Below are 21,062 nucleotides of genomic sequence, written 5' to 3' on the forward strand. Positions count from 1 at the left end.
CGCTAGCGTGGCGGTAAGTATTTTGAAGGATCAACAGGTTTACCCTGCTGGCGGATCTCGAAATGCAGTTTGACGCTGTCGCTGTCGGACTTGCCCATTTCAGCGATCTTCTGTCCCTTGGTCACCGCCTGGCCTTCCTTGACCAGGATGGTCTTGTTGTGGGCATAGGCCGACAACAAGTTGTTGGTGTGCTTGATGATCACCAGGTTGCCATAGCCACGAATGCCGCTGCCGGCATACATGACCTTGCCACCGGCTGCTGCCAGCACGGCCTGGCCATCCTTGCCTGCAATGTCCACACCCTTCTTGCCGCCTTCGAAGGTGCCGACCACCTTGCCGTCGGCCGGCCACATCCAGGTCACGCCTTCATCATCGCTGGCGACCGGCGCCTGGCTGGCTGCCGCCGGCTTGTCCGCCGCATGCGGCACTTCCGGCTTGGCGACAGTCGCAGGGGCAGCAGCAGGTGCGGCTGCCGGTGCAGCATCAGGCTTTTCCAGTTCAGCCAGGGCGCTTTCCGAGTAGGCGCGCTTGTCACCGCGCGGACCAGTCTTGTTGCTGCCCGAGGCCATCGGTGCTGCAGCCGGTGCGGCGGCGCCTGGGGCACCCAGCGGCTTCACATCCAGGCCTGCGCCCGGCGCGGCAGCCACGGTCGCCGTCTGGGCCGGACCGGCACGATCGGGCGGCGCCACGCGCAGCACCTGGTCGACCTTGATGTCGTTCGGGTTGGTCAGATTGTTCCAGGCGACGATGTCGCGCCAGTTCTGCCCGACGTCCAGGGCGATGCGATACAGGGTATCGCCCTTCTTGACCGTGTAATAGCCACGTCCCGACGGGGCCGGCACCACCGGAGCGGCAGCAGCATCGGCCGGCTTGGCGGTGCTCGACGTGCGCTCGACGACGGGCGCCGGCTGCTGATTCGGTGTCGAGCCGCAGGCGGCCAGCAAACTGACGACACTGCCCAATACAGCCAAACGAATTTTCTTCATGCTCTTACGTTAGATTTTGTACGACGCTAGTTGACACGCAGCCAGCGCCAGAAGTTCATCAGGGAAATGCGGCCCCCTCGCCTGCCCATCCGCTCTTTTCATCGACCCGCGGCTTGGATGCTTGTGCTTGTTGCCGCCCGTTCCCTGTTCGATGATGCGTGGCGGACCTGATATCCGCCGGTTTTGCTCATTGCGTCCTGCTCATGCCGGGCTTTTCCGACCTACACCGTTCCCGGCCGCAGCGGCACGAAATGGCACTGTTCCAGGGTGGTACGGCGCCAGTCGCGCTGGCCGACACGTTCAATCAGTTCCAGCACCTGCTGGCGTTCGCCCACGGGCGCTACCAGCCTGCCGCCAATGGCGAGCTGTTCCAACAGGGCCTGCGGCACTTCGAGACCTGCCGCCGCGAGGATGATGCCATCAAACGGCGCAACTTGCGGCAGGCCAAGCATACCATCTCCGTAATGCAAGCGGATGTTCGCCACGCGCAAGGGACGCAGATTGGTCTTGGCCAGTTCATGCAAGGGCTTGATGCGCTCGATGGAATACACCTCGCCGGCTACCCGTGACAGCACGGCGGCCTGGTAGCCGCAGCCGGTACCGATCTCCAATACCCGGTCCAGGCGGCCGCCATGGCGATTCTGGCGCATCAGTTCGATCATGCGCGCCACGATGTAGGGCTGCGAAATGGTCTGGTGATGGCCGATCGGCAGCGACGCATCGATATAGGCCTGGCTGGCCAGGCCGGGTTCCACGAACATGTGGCGCGGCACTGCCTCCAGCGCGGCCAGCACCTTGGCATCGGCCACACCCTGCTTGGCCACGCGCGCCACCATGGCCTTGCGCACCGCTTCCGAGGCCAGCGGCGAGGCATGATGGGAAGCATTAGTCTGGGTCACCGTCATGACGTTCCTGACGGCCGTGCGCGGCACCGGCGCGGCGCTCAGCAGCGGCTGGGCCGGCGCTAGCGGCGCGCGCGGTGGTGCCGGCGGCGGACGCAGCGCCTGGGCCAGGCCCTGCTGCACCGGCTTCAAGGCCGCACGCTGCGATGACTGAGCGGCATTCTTGGCCGCCGTCTGGGTCGTGGCCTGAGGCCGGCCAGCCGCATCCCGCCCGGCGTTGGCGGTCTTTTTCTTGTCGACCACCGAGGACAGGCTCAGCGGAAAGCGGCTGGGCTTGTCGCTCATGCAAGCGCTTTCTTGAGATTGTCCAGTTGCGCGGTGTGCGTCAGGTCGATCTGCAGCGGCGTGATGGAGACGTAGCCATTGGCCGTCGCATGGAAATCGGTGCCCTCGCCACCATCCTTGGCGGCCCCGGCCGGGCCGATCCAGTACAGGTCCCGACCATGCGGGTCAGTCAGCTTGTGCACCGGCTCGGACATGTGGCGTTTGCCCAGCCGGGTTGCCACGCAGCCCTTGATCTGCGCATACGGCAGGTTGGGAATGTTGACGTTGAGCAGGTAAGGCTTGGGCAGGCTGTCGAAGCGGCGCTCAACGATCTCGCGGGCGATGCGTGCGGCCGACTCCAGGTCGCCCCAGCCCTTGTGCAGTTGCGAAAACGCAATGGAAGGAATGCCGAACAGAAAACCCTCGGTCGCCGCCGCCACCGTGCCGGAATAGAGCGTATCGTCGCCCATGTTCTGGCCCTGGTTGATACCGGAGACGATCAGGTCAGGACGCTCCTTGAGCAAGCCGGTCAGCGCCACGTGGACACAGTCCGAAGGCGTGCCATTGAGATAGTAGAAGCCGTTGGCGGCCTGCTCCACCCACAGCGGGCGATCCAGCGTCAGGGAATTGGAGCTGCCCGAGCGATTGCTGTCGGGGGCCACCACGGTGATGTCGGCGATCGGTGCGAGGGCTTCGGCCAGGGCATTGATGCCGGGTGCCAGGTAGCCGTCGTCGTTGCTGATGAGGATTTTCATGGGCTGAATTTTAACCGAAGCCGAGCTTTGGACAGCCCCTCCTCCTGACATTCTCCTGCCCTGTTGCGTCGTCTATTCCTGCAGCGTCAGTTCCTGATAGACATAGGCTGACAGCACCAGTTTGTCGCGCACCGTCAGTTGCGCAAATTCCACCCCGTACTGATGGAAATCGGCCTCCCCCAAAGACTCCACCGTCCGCAGGACCACCGGCAGTTCCAGCGGCAACTGCTGGTCCGCCACCGAGGCCACGAAACGCAGCTGGCCCGTCACGCCCTTCTTTGCAGCCACCTTGCCGGAAAGCGAGGTCGCCACCAGCGAAGCCCCAGCCAAACTGAGGTCGATCACGCTGGCGGCCAGCGGCTGGCTGCCATCCACCGCGAGATAGCCTTCCGCCCCGACAGGCACGCGGGTGGCCTGGCGGATAACGGTGGAACGTACCTCCTTGGGCAGGGAGACATGAAGGTAAACGAAAGGAGTTTGCTGGTACTTCAGCAGTTGCGCCGCAAAAGCATAGGCGCGGCGACCGGTCAGGGCGCGCACCACGAAGCCCTGGCCTTCTCGCACGAAGAGCTGCTTGCCCTCCTTTTGTGGCGCTGTCACCAGGATACTGCGGTTGGGCAAGCAGCCCACCAATGACACCGCATAGCGCTGCGCGGCATCGTCGGCAAATTGCAGCCACAAGGTATCGCCGATCTGCCAGCGCACCTCGTCAAGCGTGATCACGGTTTCCTGGCCGCGCACTGCCGCAGAGGGCTTCAAAGGTTTTTTGCCACCCTGCTTCTTGCGCAAGACGTCGCGTGCCTGCGGCAACGGTACGGATTCGGTATCCGGCTCGGCAATCCAGTTGGCATTGCGGTAGAGACCGTTTTCGATCAGCCCGGCCAGTTGATCCGGTGTATCGATCAAGGTACCGCGTGCCAGCAGGAGCTTGCCGGCATCGTTGTAGATCGGCCAGGGCGCGGGGCGGCCCAGGGCGAGTTCGGAGGCGCGCACCGGCACCAGCGAGGTGTGATCTGCCATCTCAACCCTCCGCCGCAGCGTCCTCGCCGGCGGCGGCAGCGGCGCGGCGTGCATCCTGCTCGCGGAAGAAGGCTTGTACCACCTCCAGCTCGCGGGTGCGCTTGAAGGGCGGCAGGCTCTGCCAGATACGGCGACCGTAATTCTTGGTGATGATGCGCGGATCGCAGATCATCAGCACGCCGCGGTCGCCCTCGTCACGGATCAGGCGACCCGCACCCTGCTTCAGGTTGATGATGGCCGCCGGCAACTGGTGGTGCACGAAGCCGTTCAGGCCCTGCTTTTCCATTTCGCTGATACGGGCCGCCAGCACCGGATCATCCGGTGGCGAGAACGGCAGCTTGTCGATGATGACCAGGGACAGAGCGTCGCCACGCACATCCACGCCTTCCCAGAAGCTCTGGCTACCGATCAGCACGCCATTGCCCGCAGCGCGGAAACGGTCCAGCAACTCCGTACGTCCCGCCTCGCCCTGCACGAACAGCGGGAAATCATGGCCGCGCGCCTCGAACTCGGCGCGCAGCCGCTCCGCTGCACGATTGACTGCACGCAGCGTAGTGCACAGGAAGAAGCAGCGGCCGCCGGCGGCCTCGATGGTCGGCAGTGCGGCATCGATGACGGCATCGGTGTATTCAAACGAATTCGGCTGTGGCAGGTTCTGCGGTACGTACAGCAGCCCCTGCTCGGCATAATTGAAAGGGCTCGGCCACGATTGCGCCGGGGCATTCCACAGGCCCATCTGGGCTGCGTAGTGATTGAAATCCTTCTTCACTGCCAGCGTCGCCGACGTGAAGATCCATGAACGCGGCGTACCCTCGCGCTGCTTGTTGAAGATGGGCGCGATCGACAGCGGCGTGCGGTGCAGCTGCAGCGAGGACTGGAAGGCTTCCACCCAGAGCACGTAGAAGGGTTTCTGCGCGGGCGAATCTTCCTGCTCCTCACCCTCGCCTGCTCGCTTGTTGTCGGCGGGCTTGGCCGCTGCCTTGGCGGCGGCTTCGGCCTGGATCTTGGCCAGTTCGTCGGGCGTGCCCCAGTTTTCCAGCTGCCGCAGCAATTCATTGGCACGGTCGCGGCACTGCTCGATGGTCTCGGCACGTTCGGCCTGTTTTTCGAGCACGGCGATCATGTCGTCCATGCACTCCTTCAGCGTGTCGAGCGACGGGAAGAAGGCGCTGGAAGGCGCAATCTGGTTCAGTGCCAGGCGCACCGATTCTTCCGGGAAAGCCAGCCGCAGATCGCGCGCCGCACGTTCCACCGGTGCCACCAGACGCGCCCAGTCAGCACCGTCACGGGCATGCGACAGGCCTTCGGCCAGCACGTCGCGGCAGAGTTCGAGAATCTGCGAGGTGGAGATGGTCTCGCCAAAGAACAGCGTGGCCGTATCCGGCAACTGGTGCGCTTCGTCGAAGATGACGGTATTGGCCGAGGGCAGCAGTTCGGCGATGCCGGTGTCCTTCAGGGCCACATCAGCGAAGAACAGGTGGTGATTGACCACCACCACATCAGCCTGCTGCGCTTCCTTGCGCGCCTTCATGACGAAGCAATCCTGGTAGTACTGGCATTCAGCCCCGAAACAGGTATCGCGGGTGGAGGTCACCAGATTCCATACCGAAGCCGTCTCCGGCACCTTGGTCAGCTCGGCCTTGTCGCCGGAGGAAGTGGATTTGACGAAGCGCGAGATCTCGCGCAGGTAGCCCACATCCTCGCGCGCGGTCAGGCGGCCGTTCTGCAGGGTGCGCTCCAGGTGGAAGTGGCAGACATAATTGCTGCGCCCCTTGAGCAGCGCCACCGAGACGGGCGCATGCAAGGCCTTGCGCACGGTGGGGATATCACGATTGAAGAGCTGGTCCTGCAGCGTCTTGGTGCCGGTGGAGACGATGGTCTTGCCGCCCCACAGCAAGGCCGGGACGAGGTAGGCAAAGGTCTTGCCGGTACCGGTACCGGCCTCGGCGATCAGCGTACCCTGATTGGCGATGGCGTCAGCGATGGCCTTGGCCATCTCGGTCTGGGCATGACGCGGGCGATAGCTGCCAACGGCACCGCCCAAGGGACCGCCTTCACCGAACAGGCGCTCGACCTCGGCATCATGGAGACCTGGTTCTTCGGGGGCAGCGCCCTCCGTCCCGGCGGGAGCGGTGCGACTGTCGGCGTTGTGGGCGGGGGCTTCGGGAGCTGTCACTGCGGCAAACCTGTAGAAGAACACGTGTGGCGCAGGCATCGGCGATACCGGCGCATCTTGCACGTCATTGGGAACAAGGCGCTATTTTACGCGGAGTCGGCAGCACACCCCCGACTCGCATGAAGGACACAGGAACGTGGACCGCGGATTTCGAGAAGCTCGCCAGCAGGAGCAGGCGCGCAGCGGGGCTCAGGCGGGGATATCGGGGACCAGCTGCATCTTCAGCAGCGCAATGTGGTCCTTCAGTTGCAGCTTGCGCTTCTTGAGGCGGCGCAGTTGCAGGTCTTCCGAACGGGCATCGCGGATGAGCATGTCGATCACGCTATCGAGATCACGGTGCTCGACTTCGAGTTCGATGATGCGGCGCTGGATGTCTTCGCGATGCGTACTGGTCATGATGGCGGCTGGTTGCTGATGTGCTTGCTAGTGTAATGCACCCGCAGGCCCACGCCAAATCGGCATGGGCCTGCGGACGGAGGGGCCAGCGTCAAAACGCCTTACTTGGCGGCGGGCTGCTGCGATTGCTGCTGTGGCTGATCCTGCTGTTGCTGGTCCTGCTGTTGCTTCTGCTTGCGCTCGGCGCGTTCACGCTCGTTTTCGGCCTTCTTGCGCTCCACTTCCAGGCGGTGCTCCTCGGCTTCCTGAATGCGGCGCTGACGTTCGGCGGCGTTGGCGGCGCGCGACGGTGCGCGCGCGGCTTCCTCAGCCTGCTGGCGCTGGACTTCCGCCTCGTGCTGACGCACACGGTAATCGGCCGGCACGTTCTTGTTCTGGTCGATACGTTGCTGGACTTCGCTGTTCTTGGCGCGGCTTTCCTGCACCTTGCGGGCGGAATCGGCTTCCTTCTGCTTCTGGTCGGCCAGGCGGCGGGCGGAATCTTCCTCGTCCTTGGCGCGCTGCTCGGCCAGTGAACGATCACGGTCGTCCACGGTGGCCTGGCGTTGGAACACCTTGGCTTCGTATTCCACTGCCTTGATGCCCTTGTCGGTCAGGCGCTTGCGGTCGCGCGCGGCTTCCAGGCAGTCCGAGACCAGGAATTTGGGATAGCAGGCACGCTGATCAAGGATGTAGCGCAGTTCGGCCACCTGCCGGTCTTCGGCGGCTTCGTCCAGCGCCTTTTGTGCCGTTTCGTCGGACTTGATGGAGCCGGCAGGATAACGCTGCGCAATCGGCGCACGCGCTTCCAGTTCGTCGAAGCGTTCACGGCTCATGACGGGCGCGGGGGCAACAGGAGCAGCCTGTGGTGTCGCACCGGCATCGGCCGGGCTGACTTGTCCCTGGGCTTGCGCCTGGATCCGTCCCGGCTGTGCGCCGGACGTGGCGCTGGCCGATGCCTGCCCTTGCGCCATGCTGGCACCGGCGGCCAAGGCCAGCATCAGGCCGCACAGGGAAGAAGTGACGCCTTTGGCATCGGCAAAAAGACCTTGCATGGATTTCTTGTTCATCAGGTGGTTGTTCAGGAGAGGCTGTCGGCAATCGAGCGGCGATCCGCATCCAGGTATTCCTTCGACTGCATCTCAATGATACGTGAAACAGTACGGTGGAATTCGTTGGAAAGGGTACCGACGGTGTAAAGCTCGTCCGGCTCCACCGCGGCCGACATGATGAGCTTGACCTTGTGGTCATAGAAAACATCGATCAGCCAGGTGAAGCGGCGCGCTTCCGAAGACATGGCCGCGGACATCCGCGGAATGCCAGACAGGATCACGGTCTGGAACCGGCTGGCCAGTTCCAGGTAGTCATTCTGCGATCGCGGGCCTCCGCACAGCGTAGCGAAGTCGAACCAGATCGCACTGCCCGCACGGCGCAGGGCGCGGATCTCGCGGGCCTCGATGTGGACGCGCGGATCTTCATCAGCCGCCTCGGCCACGGAGGCGAAGGCGGTGCGCAATTCTTCATCGGTCTTGGCGTTGAGGGGCGTGTGGTACACCTTCACCTGCTCCAGCACCCGCTTGCGGTAGTCGATGCCGGCATCGATGTTCATGACGTCCAGCTTTTCCTGCAGCAGCGCAATGGTCGGCAGCATGCGATCGCGGTGCAAACCGTCCGGATAGAGCGTGCTGGGCTCATAGTTGGAGGTCATCACGAAAGACACGCCGTGATCGAACAGCCCCTTCAGGAGGTTGTAGAGAATCATCGCATCGGCGATGTCGGAAACGTGGAATTCGTCGAAACAGATCAGGCGATACTTCTTGGCGATGCGCTTGGCGACTTCATCGAGGGGGTCGGAAATTCCCTTCAGTTCATCAAGCTGGCGATGCACATCGCGCATGAATTCGTGGAAGTGCAGGCGCGTCTTGCGCACCACCGGCACCACGGAATAGAAGCTGTCCATCAGGAAGGACTTGCCGCGCCCTACCCCGCCCCACATGTAGACGCCGCGCGGCACGGCCGGGCGGCTGATCAGGCGCTTGAAGGCGGAGGCGCGCTGGGCCTTGTAGGCGACCCATTCCTCATAGGCGCGCTGCAGGCGCTCGATGGCACGCAGCTGCGCTTCATCAGGTTGATAACCGCGCTGGGACAGCGACTGTTCGTAGAATTGACGGACATCCATGGTGTGGTCTTGTAAAACGACAATGGGCGAGCCAGGCTCGCCCATTGGGTTGGCATCTCAATGCGCACTATGCGGGCAACTCGGACGCTGCCAGCCCCAAGGGCTGGCCAGGCGTCGGCGACCCGTATTGTCGCACTGATCGCGCATCAGAAGTTCAATGCGCGCTTGTCCACGGCCAGGGCCGCTTCCTTGGTCGCTTCGGACAGCGAGGGGTGAGCGTGGCAGATACGGGCGATGTCTTCCGCCGACGCACGGAATTCCATCGCCACCACGGCTTCGGAGATCAGCTCGGAAGCCATCGGGCCGACGATATGCACGCCCAGGATCTCATCGGTCTTGGCATCGGCCAGGAACTTCACCATGCCCGAGGTATCGCCCAGCGCACGGGCGCGGCCGTTGGCCAGGAACGGGAAGGTACCGGCCTTGTACTGCACGCCTTCGGCCTTGAGCTGCTGCTCGGTCTTGCCGACCCAGGCGATTTCCGGCGAGGTGTAGATGACCCAGGGAATGGTGTTGAAGTTGACGTGACCGTGTTGGCCAGCGATACGCTCGGCCACGGCAACGCCTTCTTCTTCGGCCTTGTGCGCCAGCATCGGGCCACGCACCACGTCACCCACCGCCCACACGTTGGGCAGGTTGGTCTTGCAGTCGCCATCCACGGCGATGAAGCCGCGCTCGTCCAGCTTCAGGCCCACGCCTTCGGCGTTCAGGCCAATGGTGTTGGGGGTACGGCCGATCGAGATGATCAGCTTGTCGAATTCGCCGGTGTGGGCTTCGCCCTTGGCATCGGTGTATTCCACGGAGACGCTGTTCTTGCCAGCCTTGATGGTACCGATCTTCACACCCAGGTTCACGGCCAGGCCCTGCTTGGTCAGCAGCTTCTGGGCTTCCTTGGCGATCTGTTCATCCACGGCACCCAGGAAGGTCGGCAGGGCTTCCAGCACGGTCACTTCCGCGCCCAGGCGACGCCAGACCGAACCCATTTCCAGGCCGATCACGCCGGCACCGATCACGCCCAGCTTCTTGGGCACTTCGGAGATGGCCAGTGCGCCGGTGTTGGAGAGGATCAGCTTTTCATCGAACTCGGCGCCCGGCAGTGCACGGGCGTTCGAACCGGTAGCAACGATGACGTGCTTGGCGGTGATGGTTTCTTCGGCAGCACCGGCGACCTTGATCTCGTAGCCATTGGCATCGCCCTTGACGAAGGAGCCACGGCCGTGGAAGAAGGTGACCTTGTTCTTCTTGAACAGGTACAGGATGCCGTCGTTGTTCTGCTTGACCACGGTATTCTTGCGGCCCAGCATCTTTTCCAGGTTCAGGCCCAGGCCCTTGACTTCGATGCCGTGCTCGGCGAAGCCGTGGCTGGCGTGTTCGTAGTGTTCGGACGATTGCAGCAGCGCCTTGGAGGGGATGCAACCGACGTTGGTGCAGGTGCCGCCCGGTGCGGGGCCGCCCTTTTCGTTCTTCCATTCGTCGATGCAGGCGGTGTTGAAGCCCAGTTGCGCTGCGCGGATGGCGGCGATGTAACCGCCGGGGCCGCCACCGATGACGACCACGTCAAAATTCTTGCTCATGTGTGTATTCCTGATTCGTTGTGCGCATCCGCTTTGATCTCTTGGTCCAAAGCGGATGCAAAAAGGCGCTGAATGCCTGGGGGCCGTTCAGCGCCTCGCTCACGCCGTGATGGCCGGTTGCTTACAGATCCAGCAGCAGACGGGCCGGATCTTCCAGGGCTTCCTTGATCGCGACCAGCGACAGGACGGCTTCGCGGCCGTCGATGATGCGGTGGTCATAGGACAGCGCGAAGTAGTTGATCGGACGGACCACGACCTGGCCGTTTTCAACCACAGCGCGTTCCTTGGTGGCGTGGATGCCCAGGATCGCCGATTGCGGCGGGTTGATGATCGGGGTCGACAGCATGGAACCGAAAGTGCCGCCGTTGGAGACGGTGAAGGTACCGCCCGACAGTTCTTCGATGGACAGCTTGCCGTCCTTGGCCTTCTGGCCGAATTCACCGATCTTCTTCTCGATGTCGGCGATGGACATCTGGTCCGCATCACGCAGGATGGGCACCACCAGGCCGCGCGGCGAACCGACGGCAACACCGATGTCGAAGTAGCCGTGGTAGACGATGTCATTGCCATCGACCGACGCGTTGACGATCGGGTACTTCTTCAGGGCGTGCACGACCGCCTTGACGAAGAAGGACATGAAGCCCAGCTTGACGCCGTGTTCCTTCTCGAACTTGTCCTTGTACTTGTTGCGCAGGTCGATGACCGGCTGCATGTTGATTTCGTTGAAGGTGGTCAGGATGGCGTTGGTCGATTGCGATTGCACCAGACGCTCGGCCACGCGGGCACGCAGGCGGCTCATCGGCACGCGCTGTTCAGGACGGCTTTCCAGGCCAGCCTTGACCGGGGCAGCAACTTGCGCCAGGGCCGGCTTGGCAGCGGCAGCAGGTGCAGCGGCGGGAGCCGACAGGGCACCCAGCACGTCACCCTTGGTCACGCGGCCATCCTTGCCGGTGCCGGTGACTTGCGAGGTCGACAGGTTGTTGTCGGCCAGCAGCTTGGCAGCGGCAGGCATGGCGACGTCGCCCTTGGAGGCCAGCTCGGGAGCAGCAACCGGGGTCGGTTCGTTGGTCGATTGCGGTGCCGGGGCAGCCTTGACTTCGGTCGGGGCCACTTGCGCGGAAGCGTCGGTGTCCAGGATGGCGATCACTTCACCAGCCACGACGGTGGCACCGTCGGCCTTGATGATCTGGGTGATCACGCCGGCGTCCGGCGAGGGCAGTTCCAGCACGACCTTGTCGGTCTCGATGTCGATCAGGTTTTCGTCACGGGCCACCGGTTCGCCAACCTTCTTGTGCCATTGCAGCAGGGTTGCTTCGGCAACGGATTCCGACAACTGCGGGACTTTTACTTCGATTTGAGCCATTTTCAGGATTCTCCGATTTTCGGGTGATTTCGTTCTTATGGAAACAGGGACGCACTGCCCTCGCAGCGCGTCCCGTTTGCATCGATGATTACTTGGTCAGCACAAAGCCCTTGAGCTTGGCGAAGGCAGTTTCGATCAGCGCCTTTTGCTGTGCGTAGTGCTTGTCGTAGTAACCGACGGCCGGCGAGGCGCTGGCCGGGCGGCCTGCATAGGCCAGCTTCTGACCTTCGGAGAGATTCTCGAAGATGTTGTGCTGGATCTGCAGCCATGCGCCCTGGTTCTGCGGCTCGTCCTGTGCCCACACCAGTTCGTTGAAGTTGGGGAACTGCTTCAACGCGGCCGCGAAGGCCTTGTGCGGGAACGGATACAGCTGCTCGACGCGGATGATGGCGGTATCGGTCTGGCCACGTTCCTTGCGGGCGTTGACCAGGTCGTAGTACACCTTGCCCGAGCAGGCGACGATGCGCTTGACCTTCTTGGCGTCGATGGTTTCATCGACTTCCGGAATCACGGTCTGGAACGAACCCTTGGCCAGGTCGGACAGCGGCGAACCGGCATCCTTGTTACGCAGCAGCGACTTCGGGGTCATGATGATCAGCGGCTTGCGGAACAGGCGGATCATCTGGCGACGCAGCAGGTGGAAGATCTGCGCAGCGGTAGTGGGCTGCACGACCTGCATGTTGTTGTCGGCGCACAGCTGGAGGTAACGCTCGATACGTGCCGAAGAGTGCTCCGGACCCTGACCTTCGTAGCCGTGGGGCAGCATCTGCACCAGGCCCGAAGCACGGCCCCACTTCACTTCGCCGGAGCTGATGAACTGGTCCATGACGACCTGGGCACCGTTGGCGAAGTCGCCGAACTGGGCTTCCCAGATGGTCAGGGTGTTCGGTTCGGCGGTCGAGTAGCCGTATTCGAAGGCCAGCACGGCTTCTTCGGACAGCACCGAGTCGATCACGGTGAAGGTGGACTGGTTTTCAGCCACGTTCTGCAGCGGGATGAAGGTACCGGCATCCCAACGTTCGCGGTTCTGGTCGTGCAGCACGGCGTGACGGTGGGTGAAGGTGCCACGGCCGGCATCCTGGCCGGTCAGGCGCACGGCATAGCCGGAAGAAACCAGGCTGGCGTAGGCCAGGTGTTCACCCATGCCCCAGTCCAGGTTCATTTCGCCACGGCCCATGGCGGCGCGGTCGTTCAAGACCTTCTCGACCAGCGAGTGCACCTTGAAGCCTTCCGGCACCGAGGTGATCTTGGTGGCCAGGCGCTTGAGCTCAGCCAGCGGCACGGCGGTTTCGGCTGCGTCGGTCCACTTGCGGTTCAGGAACGGCAGCCAGTCGACGGCGTACTTGCTCTTGAAGTTGGTCAGCACCGGATCGATGGCGTGCTTGCCGGCATCCATCGCCGCGCGGTAAGCCTTGACCAGTTCTTCGCCGCCATCGGCGGGGATGGTCTGCTGGGTCACCAGCTTGTCGGCGTACAGCTTGCGGGTGCCGGGGTGCTGGGCGATCTTCTTGTACATCAGCGGCTGGGTCAGAGCGGGAGTGTCCTGCTCGTTGTGGCCCAGCTTGCGGAAGCAGATGATGTCGACCACGATGTCCTTCTTGAACTTCATGCGGTAGTCGACAGCAATCTGGGTGGCGAACACGACGGCTTCCGGATCATCGCCGTTGACGTGCAGCACCGGGGCTTCGATCATCTTGACCACGTCCGAGCAGTACAGGGTCGAACGGGAGTCGCGCGGATCGGAAGTGGTGAAACCGATCTGGTTGTTGATGACGATGTGAACGGTACCGCCGGTGCCGTAGCCACGGGTCTGTGCCAGGTTCAGGGTTTCCATCACCACGCCTTGGCCGGCGAAGGCGGCATCGCCGTGCACCAGGATCGGCAGCACTTGCGAACCATCCTTGTCGCCGCGGCGATCCATACGCGCCTTGACCGAACCCTCGACCACCGGGTTGACGATTTCCAGGTGGGACGGGTTGAAGGCCAGCGACAGGTGGACCGGGCCGCCAGGGGTCGACACGTCCGAGGAGAAGCCCTGGTGGTACTTGACGTCACCGGCCGGCAGGTCGTCAGCGTGACGGCCTTCGAATTCGGAGAACAGTTCCTGCGGGGTCTTGCCCAGGATGTTGACCAGCACGTTCAGGCGGCCACGGTGGGCCATGCCGATCACGATTTCCTGCACACCCTTTTCACCGGCGCGCTGGATGGTTTCATCCAGGGAAGCGATGAAGGACTCGCCGCCTTCCAGCGAGAAGCGCTTCTGGCCGACGTACTTGGTGTGGAGGTAGCGCTCCAGGCCTTCAGCGGCAGTCAGGCGCTCCAAGATGTGCTTCTTCTTGTCGGAGGAGAAGCTGGGCACGGCACGAGTCGGCTCCAGGCGCTCTTCCAGCCAGCGCACTTCCGACATGTCGGAGATGTAGGTGAACTCGGCACCGATGGAGCGCGTGTAGGTGTCGCGCAGCATCTGCAGCAGGTCGCGCAGCGAGGCGGTTTCCGGGCCGAAGTAGGTATTGTTGATGTTGAACACGATGTCCATGTCGGCATCGGTGAAGCCGTAGAAGGAGGGATCGAGTTCGGGGATGTTGGGGCGTTCCTGGCGTTGCAGCGGGTCCAGGTTGGCGAAACGGGAACCGAGGTCACGGTAGCCGGCGATCAGCTGGGTTACAGCGACGCGCTTGCGGCCCATGTCGGAGTCGGCAGAAGCGATGACGGTGCGGATCGGGCCTTGCTTGGCACGTTCGGCGAAGGAAGCGATCACCGGAGCGTGGGCCACATCGGGACGGGTGGAGCCGTCGGTGGCAGGAACGTGTTGCACGGCGTCGAAGTAAGCACGCCAGTTGTCAGGGACGGAGCCGGGATTGTTCAGGTAGGCTTCGTACAGTTCTTCGATGTACGGAGCATTCCCACCGAACAGGTAGGAGTTGATGTTGTATTGCTCGTAGAGCTTTGTCATTTGCTCACCTTTCTTCGCGCTTCGCGAGATTAGCGGGTTTCTACACCTTCCGCGACACGGCCTGACCGGTTAGCGGATTGCATCAAGTTGTGGGGGAAGGACCTTGTCTACCTGAACTTCTGTACGTCATCCAGTCAGCGCATCGGAATTATATCTCCTAATATCAAATAAAAAAGCGAATCCTAAGGGATTCGCTTTTTTATTTGAAACATGAAGCAACGGGCGTTTCCGCCTGCCAACGCCCGCCCGCAAAGCCTTGCTGCGTGGGCCTCGCTGCCCCCCTCCACACACTCCCGGGAGACGGGAAACGCGGCGTTGCGATGCCTTAGTTGTCCGTCCGACAAGGCAGACGGACAACATCCGCCAATCAGCGCTTGTCGATCGGGGTCACGTCGCGACGCGGCGAGCCCACGAACAGCTGACGCGGACGGCCGATCTTCTGTTCCGGATCCGAGATCATTTCGTTCCACTGGGCGATCCAGCCGATGGTACGGGCCATGGCGAAGATGCAGGTGAACATCGAAGTCGGGATACCCAGGGCGCGCTGCACGATGCCGGAGTAGAAGTCGACGTTCGGGTACAGCTTGCGGGAGACGAAGTAGTCGTCTTCCAGGGCGATCTTTTCCAGCTCCATGGCCAGCTTGAACAGCGGGTCGTCGTGCAGGCCCAGTTCGTTCAGGACTTCGTAGCAGGTTTCGCGCATCAGCTTGGCACGCGGGTCGTAGTTCTTGTAGACGCGGTGACCGAAGCCCATCAGCTTCACGCCGGAGTTCTTGTCCTTCACTTGCTTGATGAACTCGGGGATGTTTTCGACGGAGCCGATCTGTTCCAGCATGTTCAGGGCTGCTTCGTTGGCACCACCGTGGGCAGGACCCCACAGGCAGGCGATGCCGGCAGCGATACATGCGAACGGGTTGGCACCGGAGGAGCCGGCCAGGCGCACGGTCGAGGTCGAAGCGTTCTGTTCGTGGTCGGCGTGCAGGATCAGGATGCGGTCCAGTGCGCGCACCAGGACTTCGTTGACCTGATACTCTTCGCACGGGTTGGCGAACATCATGCGCATGAAGTTGGCCGTGTAGGACAGGTCATTGCGCGGGTACACGAAGGGCTGGCCGATGCTGTACTTGTAGGCCATCGCCACCAGGGTCGGCAGCTTGGCGATCATGCGGATGGCCGAGACTTCGCGGTGGTTGGCGTTGGAGATGTCCAGCGAATCGTGGTAGAAGGCCGACAGTGCGCCCACCGAGCCGGTCAGCACCGCCATCGGGTGCGCATCGCGGCGGAAGCCACGGAAGAAGAAGTTCATCTGCTCGTGCACCATGGTGTGCTGGGTCACGGTCTTGACGAATTCTTCCTTCTGGGTGGCGTTGGGCAGTTCACCGTGCAGCAGCAGGTAGCAGGATTCCAGGAAGTCGCAGTTCACCGCCAGCTGTTCGATCGGGTAGCCGCGGTACAGCAGTTCGCCCTTGTCGCCATCGATGTAGGTGATGGACGAGTTGCAGGAAGCGGTGGACATGAAGCCCGGGTCATAGGTGAACTTGCCGGTAGCGCCGTAGAGCTTGCGGATATCGATCACATCAGGGCCGATGCTGCCCTTGTAGATAGGAAAATCTACGGACGGAGAGCCGTCGGAGAACGACAGGGTAGCTTTGATATCGGTATTGGACATAGCTTTTCCTTTTGCTGGGATGGTGAAACCGTTAATCAAACGCCGCGACCGCAAGCCGGGCGTCATCGTGGTTCAGATGCGCCGGGTGGCGAGTGGGAACAGGCCGCGATCGGGCAAAATCGGTCTGGCTTGTGGCCAGGCGCAATATTCGTGCAACAGTCAGGCAGTACGCAGTTTCTTCAGCAACGCATGCACTTGGGGCAGGTCAACTGCCGCTTCCGGCTCCTTGCGGGCCAGCAGCAAGTCCATCAGGTCGTTGTCGGTCAGGTCCATCAGGCGCGAGAAGGCATCCACCTCGTCGTCGCTCATCTGGGCCTCGTTGGCGTCCAGATAGCGGGTGAGGATCAGATCGTTCTCCAGCAGCCCGCGGCGCGCACGCCAGCGCAGTCGCGCCCGCTTGGCCGGATCATCCTGGTGACGCTGTTCAGTCATGAACTCGCTCATTTCTAGTCTTTCCATTCACTTCAACCGGACCAAAACCGAAGGAACCGGTCGGGGAAGCCGCTTCCAACCCTGCTCCCCCTTGCTGCCGCCCGCCATGGACGGCGGGTCTGGCAGGCATCACACCGATCCGGCTTACACCGAACGGCGCACCATCAGTTCCTTGATCTTGCCGATGGCCTTGTTGGGGTTCAGACCCTTCGGGCAGACATCGACGCAGTTCATGATGGAACGGCAACGGAACAGGCGATACGGGTCTTCCAGGTTGTCCAGGCGCGCACCGGTGGCTTCGTCGCGGCTGTCGGCGATGAAGCGGTAGGCTTGCAGCAGGCCGGCCGGGCCGACGAACTTGTCCGGGTTCCACCAGAACGACGGGCAGGAAGTCGAGCAGCAGGCGCACAGGATGCACTCGTAGACGCCATCGAGCTCTTCACGCTGTTCGGGCGACTGCAGGCGCTCCTTCTCGGGCGGGATGCTGTCGTTGATCAGGTAGGGCTTGATCGAGTCGTATTGCTTGAAGAAGTTCGTCATGTCCACGATCAGGTCGCGGATCACCGGCAGGCCGGGCAACGGCTTCAGAACGATGGGTTCGGTCAGTTCGTTCAGGTTGGTGATGCAGGCCAGGCCGTTCTTGCCGTTGATGTTCATGGCGTCGGAACCGCACACGCCTTCGCGGCAGGAGCGGCGCAGCGCCAGGGAATCGTCAACGTCGGACTTGATGCGCTGCAGGGCATCGAGCAGCATCTTGTCGGTGGGCTTCAGCTCCACCGTCAGGTCTTGCATGTACGGCTTGTCGTCCTTGTCCGGATCGTAACGGTAGATCTTGAATTTCAGGGTGCGAGTCATGTTGCGACCTCTTAGAAAGTACGTGCTTTAGGTTTGAAAGTCTCGACGGTCAGCGGCTGCATGTTGACCGGCTTGTAGTCGAGACGATTCCCCTCGGAGAACCACAGCGTATGCTTGAGCCAGTTCACGTCGTCGCGCTGCTCGTGGTCGCTTTGCGCGTGGGCGCCGCGCGATTCCTTGCGGGCTTCGGCAGAGGTGATGGTGGCCTTGGCGGTTTCGATCAGGTTGTCCAGTTCCAGCGCTTCCACGCGGGCGGTGTTGAAGACCTTGGACTTGTCCTTGAAGGCGACGTGCTTGCGACGCTCATCCAGTTCCATGATCTTTTGAACGCCTTCCTTCAACAGGGCATCGGTACGGAACACGCCGCAGTACTTCTGCATCGTGGCACGAATGTCGTTGGCCACATCCTGCACGCGCTCGGAACCGGTGCTGCTTTCCAGGTGCGCAATGCGTTCCAGCGAGCGGTCCAGGGCGCCGGCCGGGATCGGCTTGTGGCTCTGGTCCTGCAGGCGGCTGCCGACGATGTGGTTGCCGGCTGCGCGGCCGAAGACCACCAGGTCCAGCAGCGAGTTGGTACCCAGGCGGTTGGCGCCGTGCACCGAGACGCAGGCGCATTCGCCGATGGCGTACATGCCCTGCACCACTTCCTTCATCGAACCGCCCTTGGGCGCGACCACCTGGCCGTGGATGTTGGTGGGGATGCCACCCATCTGGTAGTGGATGGTCGGCACGACAGGGATAGGCTCCTTGGTCGCATCGACGTTGGCGAACTTGTGGGCGATTTCCAGAATCGAGGGCAGGCGCTTCTTGATGGTGTCGGCACCGATGTGGCGCAGATCCAGCAGCACGTGATCCTTGTGGGGACCAACGCCGCGGCCTTCCTTGATTTCCTGGTCCATCGAACGCGAGACGAAGTCACGCGGTGCCAGGTCCTTCAGGGTTGGCGCGTAGCGCTCCATGAAGCGTTCGCCGTTGCTGTTGATCAGGATGCCGCCTTCACCGCGCACGCCTTCGGTAATCAGCACGCCCGCACCGGCCACGCCGGTCGGGTGGAACTGCCAGAACTCCATGTCCTGCAGCGGCAGGCCGGCACGTGCGGCCATACCCATGCCGTCACCGGTGTTGATGAAGGCATTGGTCGATGCCGCCCAGATACGGCCTGCACCGCCGGTGGCGAACAGGGTGGTCTTGGCGTGCAGCATCATGATTTCGCCGGTTTCCATTTCCAGCGCCACCACGCCGAGGACATCGCCCTCTTCGTTGCGGATCACGTCCAGCGCCATCCACTCCACGAAGAAGTGGGTCTTGGCGCGCACGTTGCGCTGGTACAGGGTGTGGAGCAGCGCGTGACCGGTACGATCAGCGGCCGCACAGGCACGCTGCACCGGCTTTTCGCCCAGGTTGGCGGTGTGGCCGCCGAAGGGACGCTGGTAGATGGTGCCGTCCGGGTTGCGGTCGAAGGGCATGCCGAAGTGTTCCAGCTCGTAGACGGCCTTCGGTGCTTCGCGGCACATGAACTCGATGGCGTCCTGGTCGCCCAGATAGTCCGAACCCTTGACGGTGTCGAACATGTGCCAGTACCAGTTGTCTTCGGACATGTTGCCCAGCGAAGCGCCGATGCCGCCTTGGGCAGCCACGGTGTGCGAGCGGGTCGGGAAGACCTTGGACAGGACAGCGACGTTCAGGCCGGCTTCGGCCAGTTGCAGCGAGGCGCGCATGCCGGAGCCACCGGCGCCGACGATGACCGCGTCAAAGCGGCGGGTAGTGATGGCGGATTTGATAGCAGCCACGATTAGTTTCTCCAGAGAATCTGCGCAGCGTAGCCAGCGCAACCGATCAGCCACACGATAGTGGCAACTTGCAGGACCAGACGGGTGCCAACGGGCTTGACGTAGTCCATCAGCGCGTCACGCACGCCAATCCAGGCGTGGAAGAACAGCGCCATGAACACGGCAAAGGTGGCCACCTTGAACCATTGATGCGAGAACAGCGCCGCCCAGCCCTGGTAGCTGAAGTTGGTCGAGGTGAAGAAGCACACCAGCAGGATGACGGTGTAGACGGCCATCACGACGGCGGTCGCGCGTTGCGCCAGCCAGTCACGCAGGCCATAGTGGGCGCCAACGACCAGGCGCTTGGGTCCGATGTTGTTATCAGCCATTTTCAGAACACTCCGAACAGTTTCAATGCGACCAGGATCATCAGCGCGATGCTGACCACCAGGACAGTTGCCGAGGACTTGCGTGCGCTGTCCTTGTCCAGGCCAACGTGGTTGTCCATGATCAGGTGGCGAATGCCGGCGCAGAAGTGATGCAGGTAGGCCCAGGAAAGTGCCAGGATGACGAGCTTGACGAACCAGCCCGAGACGAAGCCCTTGAGATAGGCGAAAGTACCTTCCGAGAGCAGGCTGCTGTCCAGCAGGAACAGGATGAAAGGCAGCATCAGGAACAGGAACAGACCGCTGATGCGGTGCATGATCGAGACGATGGCTGCCAGAGGCATGCGATAGCCGGCAATTTGGGTTAGGTGTATGTTACGAAATTGCGGCCGTTGTGGTTTAGCGGCTTCAGACATACAAGGTTCTCCTCAGTTTAAAACAATCATGCAATTTTCGCCGATTTTCGAAATCACCATCAACTTTTATTGCGCTTCGCAGCATGCCGAAAAGGCTTGACACCAGCCCTTCTGCGCTGGGCAGGCAGGACCCGCCAGCACCCGATCATGACCGGTTTCGGTTTACTCAGCTCAACTCGCTTTGGTAATGATGATTCGTCGTCAGGTACAGACCGCGCCGCATTTCCACCGGCTTGTCGCCATAGGTAAATGAAGCCCGCTCCACACTCAGCAACGGCGTTTGGGGCGTTACGCCCAGAAACTCTGCGGCATCCGGATCCGCCCCGACGGCACGGATGCGTTCTTCGGCACGGATCATGCGCGTGCCGAACTCGGACTCGAACAGGCCATACAAGGGCCCGCGGTATTCCATGAGGCGCTCGGCCGTCAACCCCTTGAAGATGGCACCAGGCAGCCAGATGTCTTCGAGGATGATGGGAGTGCCGTTGAAGGACTTGACACGGCGAATGAAAATGACGGAGTCACCCGACTTCATGTCGAGCTGACGGGCCACTTCGGCCGAGGCGCGAACGCGCTTGACTTCGATGATCTTGTTTTCGGGACGCTGTGGCTCGTCGCTGTCGGCCATCAGCCGCAGGAAGCGGAACTGCGCCTGGGTCTCGTGATGGGTGGCGACGAAGGTCCCCTTGCCCTGGCGGCGCACCACCAGGTTTTCGGCCGCCAGTTCGTCGATGGCCTTGCGCACCGTGCCCTGGCTGACCTTGAAACGGCTGCCCAACTCGACTTCACTGGGAATGAGCTCACCGGGCTTCCACTCACCGGCTTCGAGGCGCTGCATGATGAGCGCCTTGATCTGCTGGTACAACGGACTGAAGGTGGGCGCCGGACTGGCAACACCCGCCCCCGCGGCGTGCGCGTCGACGTTGTTTGAATTGGGCAGGATCGAGCTCATAACCTCGAATTTCACCACAAAACTCCTTCCGGCGTC

At 62.3% G+C, this 21,062-nt stretch carries 18 protein-coding genes; all 18 read right to left on the reverse strand.

The window, feature by feature from the left end:
• Nucleotides 1–2: 2 nt before the first annotated feature.
• Complete coding sequence (locus tag JOD78_RS06195) at nucleotides 3–986, reverse strand: peptidoglycan DD-metalloendopeptidase family protein (RefSeq protein ID WP_209566877.1); 984 nt, start codon at nucleotides 984–986, stop codon at nucleotides 3–5.
• A gap of 221 nt (nucleotides 987–1,207) precedes the next feature.
• Entirely contained in the window at nucleotides 1,208–2,173 is a 966-nt protein-coding gene (locus JOD78_RS06200; protein ID WP_034333980.1) for a protein-L-isoaspartate(D-aspartate) O-methyltransferase, read from the reverse strand.
• Nucleotides 2,170–2,907, reverse strand: coding sequence for a 5'/3'-nucleotidase SurE (gene surE, locus JOD78_RS06205; RefSeq protein WP_134135992.1), 738 nt, complete (start codon nucleotides 2,905–2,907; stop codon nucleotides 2,170–2,172). Before surE ends, JOD78_RS06200 begins: the two co-directional genes overlap by 4 nt.
• 72 nt (nucleotides 2,908–2,979) lie before the next feature.
• Nucleotides 2,980–3,927: a flagellar brake protein gene (locus JOD78_RS06210; protein WP_121041907.1), complete on the reverse strand. Its 948-nt coding sequence runs from the start codon at nucleotides 3,925–3,927 to the stop codon at nucleotides 2,980–2,982.
• A 1-nt stretch (nucleotide 3,928) separates the two neighbouring features.
• A complete protein-coding gene (locus JOD78_RS06215; RefSeq protein ID WP_227022672.1) occupies nucleotides 3,929–6,142 on the reverse strand; it encodes an ATP-dependent DNA helicase in 2,214 nt (737 codons plus the stop codon).
• 150 nt (nucleotides 6,143–6,292) lie between these two features.
• Entirely contained in the window at nucleotides 6,293–6,499 is a 207-nt protein-coding gene (locus JOD78_RS06220) for a YdcH family protein (RefSeq protein WP_006463294.1), read from the reverse strand.
• 101 nt (nucleotides 6,500–6,600) lie between these two features.
• A complete protein-coding gene (locus JOD78_RS06225) occupies nucleotides 6,601–7,548 on the reverse strand; it encodes a hypothetical protein (RefSeq protein WP_134135994.1) in 948 nt (315 codons plus the stop codon).
• An 11-nt stretch (nucleotides 7,549–7,559) separates the two neighbouring features.
• Entirely contained in the window at nucleotides 7,560–8,657 is a 1,098-nt protein-coding gene (zapE, locus tag JOD78_RS06230) for a cell division protein ZapE (RefSeq protein WP_134135996.1), read from the reverse strand.
• A 146-nt stretch (nucleotides 8,658–8,803) separates the two neighbouring features.
• Entirely contained in the window at nucleotides 8,804–10,231 is a 1,428-nt protein-coding gene (lpdA, locus tag JOD78_RS06235) for a dihydrolipoyl dehydrogenase (RefSeq protein WP_134135998.1), read from the reverse strand.
• 121 nt (nucleotides 10,232–10,352) lie between these two features.
• Entirely contained in the window at nucleotides 10,353–11,594 is a 1,242-nt protein-coding gene (odhB, locus tag JOD78_RS06240; RefSeq protein WP_088753356.1) for a 2-oxoglutarate dehydrogenase complex dihydrolipoyllysine-residue succinyltransferase, read from the reverse strand.
• An 88-nt stretch (nucleotides 11,595–11,682) separates the two neighbouring features.
• Complete coding sequence (locus JOD78_RS06245; RefSeq protein ID WP_121041915.1) at nucleotides 11,683–14,547, reverse strand: 2-oxoglutarate dehydrogenase E1 component; 2,865 nt, start codon at nucleotides 14,545–14,547, stop codon at nucleotides 11,683–11,685.
• A 367-nt stretch (nucleotides 14,548–14,914) separates the two neighbouring features.
• Nucleotides 14,915–16,216, reverse strand: coding sequence for a citrate synthase (gene gltA, locus JOD78_RS06250; protein WP_034333988.1), 1,302 nt, complete (start codon nucleotides 16,214–16,216; stop codon nucleotides 14,915–14,917).
• 159 nt (nucleotides 16,217–16,375) lie between these two features.
• Nucleotides 16,376–16,660: a succinate dehydrogenase assembly factor 2 gene (locus JOD78_RS06255; RefSeq protein ID WP_008329929.1), complete on the reverse strand. Its 285-nt coding sequence runs from the start codon at nucleotides 16,658–16,660 to the stop codon at nucleotides 16,376–16,378.
• 132 nt (nucleotides 16,661–16,792) lie between these two features.
• Entirely contained in the window at nucleotides 16,793–17,503 is a 711-nt protein-coding gene (locus JOD78_RS06260) for a succinate dehydrogenase iron-sulfur subunit (RefSeq protein WP_006463281.1), read from the reverse strand.
• Between the two features lie 11 nt (nucleotides 17,504–17,514).
• Complete coding sequence (gene sdhA, locus JOD78_RS06265; RefSeq protein ID WP_209566879.1) at nucleotides 17,515–19,293, reverse strand: succinate dehydrogenase flavoprotein subunit; 1,779 nt, start codon at nucleotides 19,291–19,293, stop codon at nucleotides 17,515–17,517.
• A 2-nt stretch (nucleotides 19,294–19,295) separates the two neighbouring features.
• Nucleotides 19,296–19,661 carry a succinate dehydrogenase, hydrophobic membrane anchor protein gene (sdhD, locus tag JOD78_RS06270; RefSeq protein WP_088753354.1) on the reverse strand — a complete coding sequence of 122 codons (366 nt, stop codon included), beginning with the start codon at nucleotides 19,659–19,661 and terminating at the stop codon, nucleotides 19,296–19,298.
• 2 nt (nucleotides 19,662–19,663) lie between these two features.
• Complete coding sequence (sdhC, locus tag JOD78_RS06275; RefSeq protein ID WP_039785325.1) at nucleotides 19,664–20,074, reverse strand: succinate dehydrogenase, cytochrome b556 subunit; 411 nt, start codon at nucleotides 20,072–20,074, stop codon at nucleotides 19,664–19,666.
• Between the two features lie 166 nt (nucleotides 20,075–20,240).
• On the reverse strand, nucleotides 20,241–21,026 hold the full coding sequence (locus tag JOD78_RS06280) for a GntR family transcriptional regulator (protein ID WP_034333992.1): 786 nt from the start codon (nucleotides 21,024–21,026) through the stop codon (nucleotides 20,241–20,243).
• Nucleotides 21,027–21,062: the final 36 nt, after the last annotated feature.

Origin of the sequence: Herbaspirillum sp. 1130 (assembly GCF_017833835.1) — a bacterium.
In the GTDB taxonomy this organism is placed as follows: Bacteria; Pseudomonadota; Gammaproteobacteria; order Burkholderiales; family Burkholderiaceae_D; genus Herbaspirillum; species Herbaspirillum huttiense.